The organism is Pedobacter sp. SYSU D00535 (assembly GCF_017355855.1).
Taxonomy (GTDB): Bacteria; Bacteroidota; Bacteroidia; order Sphingobacteriales; family Sphingobacteriaceae; genus Desertivirga.
Genome location: NZ_JAFEWD010000001.1, coordinates 635940 through 647907, shown reverse-complemented (window position 1 = coordinate 647907; position 11968 = coordinate 635940). Strand labels below are relative to the sequence as shown.

Below are 11968 nucleotides of genomic sequence, written 5' to 3'. Positions count from 1 at the left end.
AATTTGAGCATGAACAACAACACAACTGGCAACAGCCGCAGAACCTTTATAAAAAACGCAGCGCTTCTCTCAGCCGGCTTAATGCTTTCACCCAGTCTTAGCTGGGCTCTGAGTAAAAAGAAGCAGCGCTATAAAATAGCGGTCGTCGACCTGATGATCCTGAAAAGACAGAAGCTTGGTGCCTTTCAGCTAGCAAAAGATTTAGGCGCGGATGGCCTGGAATTGGACATGGGTGGTCTTGGAAGCCGTGAAACGTTTGATAATCAGCTGGCAAAACCCGAAATACGTCAGCAATTCTTAGACAAAGCGAAAGAGTTGAATATTGAAATATGCTCGATTGCGATGACAGGCTTCTATGCTCAATCATTTGCAACCCGTCCAACTTACCAACGAATGATACAGGATTGTATTGACACTATGAAGGCTATGGATGTCAAAGTGGCGTTCCTGCCCCTGGGTGTACAGGGAAACCTGGTTGCCAACCCTGAACTACGACCGGCAATTGTAGAGCGATTGAGAGTGGCAGGAAAGATGGCCGAAAAAGCAGGAGTAGTCATTGGCGTTGAGACTCATTTAGACGCAAAAGGCGAAGTAGAATTGCTGGAGGAGATAGGATCGAAGGGGATCAAAATTTACTTCAATTTTGCTAACCCGCTTCGCGCAGGAAGAGACCTGCATCAGGAGTTACGCATTTTAGGCAAAAAGCGTATTTGCATGATCCACTGCACGGACGAAGATGGTGTTTGGCTGGAGCACAATACCCGCATGGACATGTACAAAGTGAAAGAAACTTTAGACGATATCGGCTATAAAGGCTGGCTGGTGATAGAGCGGTCCAGGGATCAGAAAGAGCCGACCAACGTAAGAAAAAACTTTGGGGCAAATACGCGATACATGAAGCAGGTTTTTCAGCGCTAGTTATTTCGGCGAGCACGCCCCTGCTCTCCGATTATTGCGATGCAATAAAAATCGATTTTAGCTCCTCGTCAATTTTCTTATTCCATTTTTCTTGTGCTCCCAGGTTCAGACCATGGCTCGTTTCATCGTCGTAAGCTTTTTGCATCTTATGCAAATCCCGTAAACTGTCCAGATGCTGCATATTAAGGAACGCAAGGTAATTTTCGGGGGTAAGATTAGCGTTAAGGACTTTTTGCTTAAACTGCTCAGAGATAATCCTCACGATGTCGAAATGGCGCTGTTCGTGATTCAAGGTGTAGTAGCTCATGGCGGATGATCGTACCCAGGCAGCGCTTTTTGGCAAGTAAGCCTTCATGGCAATGTCAACATAAATGACAGACTTGTGTACCCTCGCTTCCTGTATAAATCCAATACTCGGAATGACTACTGCATCGTACCTACTCACCCTAATGTTTTTTGATTGAAAGTCTGCCCATTTGAGGGGACGGTTTGGAGAATAGTAGATGGTGTCGCCTTCTATTGCATCTTTGTAATCGCTAAAGCTAATCCTAACCTCCCTGGCAAGTCTAGAGTCGCTGTTAGCGTTCTCTTTTAGCCACTCATCGAAGTGGGAAAGGCCTTTTTCAAACAGTTTTCGCAGGTGTCCTTCGATAGAGGAGGCATTAGCAGCCGGGCGCCGGTAGTTCAAGGCGTACTGCGAGGAGACCAAAGGCTCGACGCCGTAAGGCTTCTGTAAACCGAGGCTAAGATGAACCGTAATTCGGCCATCAACCATGCCGTCAGTTCGAGAACTTTCTGATAAATGAAGTTCCTTTATTCCAAACACAGAAGCCCGTGACCCTCTGTTCCTAGTGTAGTTTTTTGTTATATAACGCTCAATCTCTTGTTCCGTTCCTCCTTTCAAGTCAACAGCTTTAGTGGTTGACTTCCCAGTTTGATCTTTGCTCACCATAAGTCCCAATGACGACTTTTCCGGGCGCTCGTCCACTACATCTGCAACAAAAAATTCTTGTGGCTGGAATGCAGTTTTTTGATCTGTCAGGGTGATTTGAGCGGAAGCAGAAGCTGCCGAAAATAAAAAAAGGCCAATAAGTAGGCTGCTGAAATTTGTTATTCCCCCTCGCACGTCCGTTCTATCTAAATTCGTTATATCAACGTTAAAGTATGCTCGCTAGTCTTTCGTGAGGACCGCGCTTTCGCAAGAAGTATTCAGGATTAGGTTTGCTTACACCTAAACAGCGCCTGCTATATTTTCTTTTGCTATAAAAGTGCTTCTCAAAACCTCCATCAGATCTTGTACATGAAAAGGTTTGGAAATGTAATCGTTCATTCCGGCACTAATGCAATTTTCACGATCTTCCGCCAGTGCGTTAGCAGTCATCGCCACAATAGCGGGTTGATGGCCCGTCCGCTGTCTGATGCTTTTTGTGGCCTCAAGACCATCAAGCTCAGGCATCAGTACGTCCATTAGGATTAGGGCGTAATCTTTCTTGTTCAGCTTTTCTATAGCTTGTCGTCCGTTTTCTGCCAGGTCTACCTGGTAACCTAGTTTACCCAAAACACGCAAAGCGAGCTTCTGATTTATGACGTTGTCTTCAGCAAGCAGGATATCCAAAGGATATTGGAGCGCGAAGGATTCGTCCATCGTCTGCCCTTTCTTTTCCTTCGAAATCTCGGCTTTTGGCAATCCTGCTCGTAATGCGCTTATGGCCGCAAGGACTTGAGCATGTTTTAAGGGCTTGGCAAGGGTCAGAGCGATTTTTGAGGAATTGAGATTTTGCAGGATGCCAGGATAGCCAAGTTGAACCAAGCTTAGAGCTGGTTTTAGCGACTTGACCTGAGAATCTAATACAAGGGAAGGAGGGAAGCCGGATACAAGAATATCGATTGTAGGCTCTGTTTTTAAGGCTAACTCTGCAGCAGCTAGTGAATCGACAGCAATCGATTTTACCTGATACTGCTCCAACACCTTTCGCAATACTGCGAGAGTAGTAGGATTAGGGTCGGCAATAAGTACGGTTGCAGCGGACGGCACTGGAATAGAAGCGCCAGTGACGCTTTTGTCTGAATTCGTTCCCTTGCCAACAAGGATCGTAAAGCTAAAGCAGGAACCCTTCCCTTCGGTACTTTCCACTTCAATCCCACCACCCATTAGTTTCGTAAGGCGTTGACAAATAACCAGTCCCAATCCGGTACCGCCAAACTTTCTGGTTGTAGATGAATCAACCTGCGAGAAAGCATTGAAGAGTTTGTGTTTTTTATCTTCAGCTATTCCAATCCCCGTGTCCGCAACTTTACATATCAGCTCTAATCCATTCTCCCAGGAAGTACCTTTTGCAATGTCTACTAAAACATGCCCTCTAGAGGTAAATTTGATAGCATTACTAATAAGATTAAGTAGGATCTGTCGCAAACGGAATTCGTCTCCCACAATTCTCTCGGGAACATCAGGAGCAAGATAGTAGACAAGGTCTAGCTCTTTTTCCTCTAACCGAGCAGTGAAGAGGTCCAGCGAATCCTCAATAGTTTTACGCAGGTTGAATTCTCTTTTCTCAAGGGTCATGTTTCCCGACTCAATCTTGGAAAAGTCGAGGATGTCGTTGATAATAGCCAGTAGGGCTTGTCCGCTCGAGTTGATCGAGTAAACATAGTCAGACTGCTCGCGGCTTAAACCGGTTTCGGCCAGGAGAGCTGCCATCCCGATCACTCCATTCATGGGCGTTCGAATCTCATGGCTCATCGTAGCTAAAAATTCGCTTTTCGCTTTGTTTGCATCATCTGCTTTTCTTCGTTCTTCCTCCAGCTGAAGATTAAGCGAGCGCAGGTGCTCAGCCTGCTCCCGCAGCACTTTTGTCTTCTTCTCCAGCTCGTCCGATTTTAGCTGCAGCTCTCGGTTTAAAGTCTCCGCCTTATTCTTTTCGTCGGTCAAAATCCGGTTGAATTTTCTTTCGGATTTGACACTCAGATAGGAGATTACGCTGGAAAGTAAAACTGCGGTGAGTGTGTTGAGATAAAAGTTGAAGTGGTAATCTTCGCTGGTAATATTTTGCCACAAACTATATTTAGGTCCAAGGAAAATGCAAACTCCAAAGCAAATTAAAGTGATGATGGAGAGCGCAACGATCTCTTTGTTAAAGTTCTTTTTGCTTTCAACAAAGAAGGGGATAGAAAAAAGCAGGGGCATAAAGAACATATACCCGCCGATGCTTAGCCCTTCAGCAAAGCAGGACAAAACCAGGTGAGCATTTACCAGTAGTACAATTAGTATTTTCGAATACTTTACCTTTCCTTTTTTAATCTGAATGAGGAGTGCGCTTCCGGATAGCATGAATCCAAATAGAATGCCCGCGGAAATGTAAAGTTGTTGGTAGATGTTGAAAAAGAGAATGACGCCGCAAGCCAAAAGTGTGGTAATACCAAGCCTTATCGTTCGCGAGGATATTTGTTGTGCGTTCATCGCAGGAATGTTGAGCGTATTTAGATAATTGAAAGACTTTTTAATAAAATTTCAAGTCTCTCCCCCTTTATGTAAGGTCAAATATAAAAATTCTCTTCTGGCTTTAAACTCAAGTAGTTTTTCCTCAAAAAAGATTTCTGGTACTTCACCTGTACGAATCCAAAAAAATTTCCCGCAAGGGATTTCCTCCGTCGATATAAAATTTGCCTTCAGGTCGTAGGGCCTTTGCAACTTGTCTCAGGGAAATCTCCTGGACTTCCGGATGTCTGCCATCGAATGCTCCAACCCGAACAGCAAATGCGATATCAAAGAGCTCTTCCTCGGGAGGCAACTCCAGTTGCTCACTAGAGAGCTGTAGAAAGCGGATATTCTTAGCTTCTGCCCCTTCAAGAGAATCCATCGCTTGTTGAATTGCCCTGGCAGACCGATCGATTGCAAGAATGTACCCTTCTTCGCTGATTCTTTCCGCAATTTCTCGCGCTGCAGCCCCGGGACCACACCCTATCTCCAGCACTCGTGCTCCGGGAAATAAAGGGAGTGCATCCACAATTTCCCTAAGTCTGTTAGATAATTTGCCCCTATAATTTACGCCCATGTAGTAAATATCCGAAAGGAGCGCCAAAAAGGGAAGGAAAAAGGTCGAAAGCAACAGAACTTTATGGTTTTCTTCAACTAAGATCTTTGTAAACAAACGAGGCTGCTCAAATTGAAGAGCAGCCTTGTCTTATATTGTGTTTCTGAAGAGTTTAGAGGCTTATTTACCGTACATAGCTCCATTGTCGCGGTAGCCCGGTTTGTCGACATACCAATCCAGGTAGCCCATACCTGCTGCCCAATAGTTGAAATAGCGATAGGCTTTATTGATCGGCACTGTCTCTACGGGATAAACAAAGTGAGCTGTAGGAATAGCAATCCCCCAGGGTAATCCGCCTTCCTTCGTTTCATAGTACTTGTTGTTAGCAGGGTCTGTACCATCAACATCTTTCCCAAAGGCGCTGAAATCGGCAAGTTTAGTAGGTCTATAGCCTTTTAAGTGTATCTCATAACCTCTGCCATACGCGCCATTCCAGCTGAACGGGTTGTATATTCCAAGGCCGAAGCTGCTGATTGAGGGACCATTTTCTACATCAAAGCTGATACTATAGTTTTTACTGCCGGAATTCGGTTGTTTAGGATAGGTATTCCACTCCTGCATCTCTTTACGCATGTCTGTAAAAATTACCGCTACCGCAGAGTCCTGGCCCGCCTCAAGAACGCCGCCTGTAAAGTTTTTGACAGAAGATCTGCTCACAGGGAAAGCTACGGCAAATCCATTACCTGATGATCCGCCCGTTGCATATAAAGAATAAGTACCGTTAACCTGCACAACTTTGTTTTGCGCGTTAGTGACGATCTTGTAATTGAGAGCAATAACCAGGTCGTTCAAGTCGTAGTCGCCTTGACGAGGCCAGTTGTCTTCAAAAGCGATAGTGGTACCGTCCTCTGGCTTTTCTGATGGATAAAAGTTGTCGAACGCCTTCGACGGGTCATTTGGGTATTTGTCCAGATTGTTGGCAACTCCGTCGTTATCGTCGTCAGCTATAGAAGGACTACCATTGCCTTCGGCGTTACAACCACTTACTGGAATATAGACCGAATGTCCTTCAACGGCGCCGTTGCTAAAAAAGCTATCGTTAAGGTTTTGACCATTCGTCGACCAATATTGCACAGCACCTGTTACTCCTCCGCCTGAGTTTATTGTAGTATTCCCACTTACCTTTACCAACGAAGTCAGGCCGAATCCTTCAATTACTTTGTTCAGCATCATCCTTCCCGTAGTCAACATTGCGTTGTTATACAAATTCAGCTTGGAGTTGCCGTTTATTGTAGTCTCATTAGTTACTTTCACGAAATTGTAGTTGTTGAAAGTTCCGTTCAGGTTATAGTTGCCTTTCACATACAAATAACACTTGTTAATGAAGCTAGAGCCGCCGTTTAGCTGAAAGTGGCTGTTAGTAGTGATTGAGCCATTATTAACAGCGCTGTTGCTGCGGGCGTTCATAGAGCCGGCGACCGTGATGGTTCCGTCATTGCTGAAGGTTGATCCATCATTCAGGTCAAAATCACCGGTCGTACTAAACGTTCCGTAGTTTTCAAAAACTCCCCTTACCGCAAAGCTGCCATTGATGCTAACATTACCGAAATTCTGGATACTTGCGGTGGTGCTATTCGTATTTAAATTAGAAAACCTTACCGATGCAGAGCTGGCGATTATGATTTTTGCAGAGTTATTCAAACTCGCGTTTTGAACGGTAACGTTACTTCCACAAATTCGGATGGTGCCGCCATTCGCATTAAATCCTACCGTGATGTTGCTGCCTGTGATACAAACCACATCGCCGGAATTAGTATTGATATTCGTGTTGTTACTGCTGATTGTCTGCGTACATCCACTGGTACAGTCGGGACTGGCAGGCGTGGCAGATACTCGTTTCACTGAAGTTTTAGCACTTACAGATGGAGGAGTAACTGCACCAAGTGCAACCGAAATATTTGCAGCGTTCAAGGCTACCTTTTGCATAGAGGTAGACAAATCAGGTGCAGTTTTAAGGAGATAAACTTCTTTTAGCGTGTCGGCAAGATAAAGACTGGTTTGAAACGATAGGGTTTCTGAGGCTGCTCCTCTGGCCAAAACAGTTCCGCCACTGAACGGATTTCCCCGATAAATACTGATTCGGTGAGACGCGTCTTTGAATCTGTTGTCGTTAATGCTTATGTCAAACTTGATTGTTCTGGAGGTGGCCCACGAAAAATCAGACGGGATTTCCACATCTTCGATAATTTCTTCTGTTATTTCTTCTTTAGGTGGTTTTACGCAAGCATAGGCAAGGAAAACAAGAAGGGAAAGTATTAAAAGCTTAGTAGAGCGTGTATTCATATTAAGGATGTTTCTGTTTGCTGTGCATTTGGCAATTTATGTGCCTGTTAATTAGCAGATATGGCAAATAGGGCTTAGGGTTACTCGATGCAGGATTTTACAGCTTGGACGGGATCTTACTTTGTTCGTAAGTTCTATTTCTTGGGGAATATTGTGGTGATGTGTGGGAACAAGTTCCCCAGTTTGATCTGCAAAGCACTGAATCAATCCGAAAGTAGATACGGCAGAGGCTTCAGAGAGAGTTTGATTGACTCGCGACTTTAGCTAGTTTTTAGAAAAAGCGGCCTGCGATTAGAGTTCTGTTTCTCCTTAGAATTAGCAATAAAAAGGCGAGATTTCACTCGCCTCTTGTCTCTTTTGCTTAGTTTTTCATCCTGCTCGACTCGCTTTCAAGTCCGGTTGATCGCTTTCGCTCGGGTTTCACGTTGTTATTGCCAAATCTGTAGCTAAGGCTAAAGTTAACCACCTGACTTTCCCACTTGTTACGAAAATTGAAGTTCATGTTAGCAAAAGAAGTTGACCCTCTATTTCGCTGTGTGTTAAAAATATCGTTCATACTCAGCTTCATATTCAGCTTATTGTCCTGAAAAGATTTTTTGAAGCCAATATTCACAAAAGGCGAGTTCCGGATATGGAACATTCCGTATTGCAGGGGCGACATATACCAGGACGACAGTTCAGCTCCCAAGGTTTTGCTGATCGTAAACTGTTGATCTGTATTAAATTGAAATACCGTTTGGCTAGCCTTTAGCCGCTCACCAAAAAGATCAGCAGTAAATCCCAAATTAAATACCTGACCGTTATTGTTCATGTTCCACCAGGAGGTCACTTTAATCGGGGCAAACACGTTGAAAGAGTAAACAGTCTGGTCGTCCAGGTTCCTTTGCTGCACAAAAGTTACTTTCGTAGTGTTGTCCTGCTCGGTAATTTGAGTCATCACATTACTTGTTTTGCTATAACCCAAGGTGAAGGTAGTAGAGCTTTTGAATGTATAAGAAAGTTCCGCTGAGTTGGTGAACTGCGGATTTAGCCTCGAGTTTCCTTGCTCATACGTATACTTGTCAAGCACATAAATAAAAGGGTTCAGATTGTGGTAACTAGGCCTGTCGATACGCCTGCTAATGGACAGACCTACCTGATGATTCTTTCCCAGCTTCTGGCTAATTGAAAGGCTGGGGAAGAGCTTGAAGTAATCCCGTTTTACTACGCTATCCAAAGTGATAGAATTGCCGTTTGAATTCGTGTGTTCACCCCGCAGACCAAGTTGCACGGTGGTCGATTTAAACTCTTTATTCAGGTTTAAATAAGCCGCGTTAATATTCTCCTTGTAAATAAAGTGGTTAGACCGTTTTGCGTCCGATACCCAGGCTTGAGAAATAAAATTTGAGAACCGGAAATTGTTGTCGGTAGTTACCCAGCTGCTTTTCAGTCCGGTTTCAATCTTAAGCCGCTTGTTCAGCGGATGCGTATAATCCAATTTGGCAGAGATGATTTCGATATCAGCAGGAGCGAGGTTATTCACTTTCTCCACCCCTGCATTATTTGCAAACCCTGTATAGTAGCTGTCGCGGAACTCATCTAGCTTGCCGTTATACTTCGAATAGTCGGCGTCAAAAGTCAATTCTCGCCCCATCGTATCCAGGTTGGTCTTAAGGTTGAAGTTGATGGCGTTGTTCACATAGCGTTGACGATTGTTGCCCAGTACAGAAATACTGCTATCCAACTGAAAACCGCCGTTGAAAATATTAGTTCCGCTGTTGGCCAATTCACTCACCGAATTACTGTAGCCGTTATAAAGAAGTCCAATGGTGGTTTTTTTAGTTACAAAATAGTCAATCCCGGCTTTGTAGCCGTTATTGTCCCTTCTTCCATCCCAGATATTATTCTGCTCGAAGTTAGTGACGATACCCCTGTCGGTAACCACTCTGTCCATTTCAAAACTGCTGATGTTACCGTTGTTACTGTAATTATAGCTCCCAAATACATTAATAGCGCCTTTTCTGAAGTTCAGATTGGTGCTTCCATTATATTTCGAAGTTCTCCCGTAACCCGAACCCACCGTTACGCTTCCGTTAAAGCCCAGGTTCTTGTTTCGCTTGGTTTTAATGTTGATGATCCCTCCATTGCCGGCCGCGTCGTATTTCGCCGAAGGGTTAGTAATGAGCTCTATCGATTCAATTTCTGAACTCTGCATGCTTCTGAGCAGGTTAGCCAGGTCGGCATTACTCATATAGGTTGGTTTGCCATCCAGCATCACCAGCACGCTGTTTTTTCCGTTCATGGAAATATTGTCATCCTTGTCGAGCGAAACGCCCGGTGCCTTTTTCAGCACCTCCAGCGCTGTATTTCCTACAGCAACTGCACTGCTTTCCACGTTCATAATCAGCTTGTCTGCCCTCCGTTCTATAAATGGCTTTTTAGACGTCACCGTAACTTCTTTAAGTGTTTTGCTGTCCACGGCCATCGCGATAGGAGGTAGTGTAACTTCGGTATCAGCACTCTTCAGATCCACCTTGCTATGATGCTTTTTAAAGCCATGAAAGCTTACTGCAAGGATGTAACTTCCAGGATTGATTTTTTCAAAGCGAAACCTACCTGCCGAATCCGTTACTGTAGATTTTACCAGAGATGAATCTCCCGCCTGAAGTATTGTAACCGTCGCGAAGTCCAGGTTTTTCTGCTTATCGTCCGTTACTTGCCCGCTTATTTTTGTTTGAGCCTGAGAAGTCGCCTGCATCAAAGCAAGCAAAAGAAAAAGGCAGATGGTGGATTGTAAAGGTTTCATTGCTGTAAGGCTCCTGTGATTTAAGTCATTTCATTTTGCAACACTCTTATAGGACGATAGAAGGCCGGATTGGTTACACTCCTTTCCGCTTTTTTTATCGCGACTTGTCTCGCACCTTGGGGCCTTCGACCGACAGGATTTGGGCGTACCCCTGCGGGTCGGGCTTTCCGTTACAAGTCCTCGCTTCGCTGCGGGCTTTTCACTGCAATCCCTTACGCAAGCGTTATTGCTGTCCACAACTTACTGCTTGTTTCAGTCGGGCACTCTTTTAACGCGACTTAATTCATCAGAACTGAGATGCTGGCAAGGGTTTTGGTGCTATATAGCAAAAAGCGAAATTCGTATGCAAAACACACAATCTTTTGAAGATGTACTGGACAGCCAGCAGAAAAAACTGGCTTTCTTTCAAAACATAATTATAGTAGCGGCGGCAGACAAGGTGCTGGATAACGATGAGGGAAATTTGCTGCTACTTGTAGGAAACCGACTTGGCCTCAGCCCAGAGGATGTGAACCCGATCATTGACAATATAGGCGTGTTAAGCTTCATTATTCCCGAGGAGGGGCTACAAAAAACGTTGGAGTTGCAAACATTGGTTCAAATGATGATGCAGGACGGACAAATCCACGACAAAGAGTACGCCTTGTGTCTGGAGTACGCTAACCGTATAGGTTTCGGTAAAGCGGTTTTGGATGATATGATGCAGCAGTTCTCCTCCGAAGAAGGCAGTGGCAACATCGCTCACTAAAATGCAAGTCGATGATTTTGAAGTACCGGAGCTATTAAATACAGCTCCGGTATTTTTATTTCAGGAAGCGTCCTTTCTTATTTTAGCTTGTCTTTAAAGAAGTCAACGGTCCGTTGCCAGGCAAGTTCTGCAGCAGCTTTATCGTACCGGGGCGTAGTATCGTTATGAAAGCCATGGTTAGCATTCGGATACATGTAAGCCGTGTACGTTTTGTTATGTTCTTTCAGGGCAGCTTCGTAAGCTGGCCAGCCTTCATTAACACGCGTATCGAGGGCGGCGTAATGCAGCAGGAGCGGAGCCTGGATTTTCGGAACGTCTGCCACTGGAGGCTGTCCGCCGTAAAAAGGAACCGCTGCTGCCAGCTCCGGTATTCGTACCGCCATCATATTCGAAATCCAACCGCCAAAGCAAAAACCAACTACTCCAACTTTCCCATTGCAGTCTTTATGATTCTTTAGATAATGATAGGCGGCGATGAAATCCTCCAACATCTCCTCCCGATTGCGTTTGCTTTGCAAGGCACGACCGTCGTCATCGTTGCCGGGATAGCCGCCCAAAGGCGTTAGTGCATCGGGGGCCAGGGAAATAAATCCCGCCACCGCAGCCCTTCTGGCCACATCTTCAATATGTGGGTTTAGGCCTCTGTTTTCATGCACTACCACAATTCCTCCCAGTTTCTTTTTGGAATCAGCCGGTTTAGATAGCAGAGCTTTAATAGTTCCGCCGCCTTTTTCTGATTGGTAGTTGATGTATTCTGATTTTAACCGTGGGTCGTCGGCTTTAACCTGCACGGCGCCCTGGTAATCAGGCATTAGGAAACTCATGAGCGAGGGTACGGTTAGTCCTCCGACAGCATAGAGGCCAAGGCGCTGTACAAAGTCGCGACGGTTTAGCCTGTTGTGGGCATAATCGTCGTAAAGCTCAAACACTTCCTGCTTGATATCTTCTTTTTTGATTTCGTTCATCGGGATTATTTTTTTCTTCGAATGATCCAATTTTACGGCGCCCTCCGTCGTGTTGATGTTCTACCAGCTCAACGCCTGTCTGCAGGAAGTGAAGATAGCAAATCCGAAGGAAGTTTAAGTGGTGATTTGCTGAGAGTTGGCAGATAAGCAACTTAGTAACTGCGTGAGGGATTGAAGT

At 44.9% G+C, this 11968-nt stretch carries 8 protein-coding genes; 2 read left to right on the top strand and 6 right to left on the bottom strand.

The window, feature by feature from the left end; all coding sequences use genetic code 11:
• Window positions 1–9: 9 nt before the first annotated feature.
• Window positions 10–918, top strand: coding sequence for a sugar phosphate isomerase/epimerase (locus tag J4N23_RS02575; RefSeq protein ID WP_207425442.1), 909 nt, complete (start codon window positions 10–12; stop codon window positions 916–918).
• A 31-nt stretch (window positions 919–949) separates the two neighbouring features.
• Here the strand turns inward: J4N23_RS02575 and J4N23_RS02570 are convergent, their stop codons facing one another.
• From J4N23_RS02570 to J4N23_RS02550, 5 genes are all read right to left on the bottom strand, one after another.
• Window positions 950–2044: a hypothetical protein gene (locus tag J4N23_RS02570; RefSeq protein WP_207425441.1), complete on the bottom strand. Its 1095-nt coding sequence runs from the start codon at window positions 2042–2044 to the stop codon at window positions 950–952.
• Between the two features lie 105 nt (window positions 2045–2149).
• Complete coding sequence (locus J4N23_RS02565; protein ID WP_207425440.1) at window positions 2150–4375, bottom strand: response regulator; 2226 nt, start codon at window positions 4373–4375, stop codon at window positions 2150–2152.
• 145 nt (window positions 4376–4520) lie between these two features.
• On the bottom strand, window positions 4521–5066 hold the full coding sequence (locus tag J4N23_RS02560; protein ID WP_207425439.1) for a bifunctional 2-polyprenyl-6-hydroxyphenol methylase/3-demethylubiquinol 3-O-methyltransferase UbiG: 546 nt from the start codon (window positions 5064–5066) through the stop codon (window positions 4521–4523).
• A gap of 63 nt (window positions 5067–5129) precedes the next feature.
• The gene (locus J4N23_RS02555; RefSeq protein ID WP_207425438.1) at window positions 5130–7292 is read right to left on the bottom strand and encodes an LruC domain-containing protein; all 2163 of its coding nucleotides are present in this window, start codon (window positions 7290–7292) and stop codon (window positions 5130–5132) included.
• Window positions 7293–7653: 361 nt separating this feature from the next.
• Window positions 7654–10077: an outer membrane beta-barrel family protein gene (locus J4N23_RS02550; protein WP_207425437.1), complete on the bottom strand. Its 2424-nt coding sequence runs from the start codon at window positions 10075–10077 to the stop codon at window positions 7654–7656.
• Between the two features lie 343 nt (window positions 10078–10420).
• On the opposite strand from J4N23_RS02550, the gene J4N23_RS02545 reads away from it, so the two are divergent.
• On the top strand, window positions 10421–10825 hold the full coding sequence (locus tag J4N23_RS02545) for a hypothetical protein (RefSeq protein ID WP_207425436.1): 405 nt from the start codon (window positions 10421–10423) through the stop codon (window positions 10823–10825).
• A gap of 77 nt (window positions 10826–10902) precedes the next feature.
• Here J4N23_RS02545 and J4N23_RS02540 read toward each other — a convergent pair whose 3' ends face one another.
• Window positions 10903–11790, bottom strand: coding sequence for a dienelactone hydrolase family protein (locus J4N23_RS02540; RefSeq protein WP_207425435.1), 888 nt, complete (start codon window positions 11788–11790; stop codon window positions 10903–10905).
• Window positions 11791–11968 lie beyond the last annotated feature (178 nt).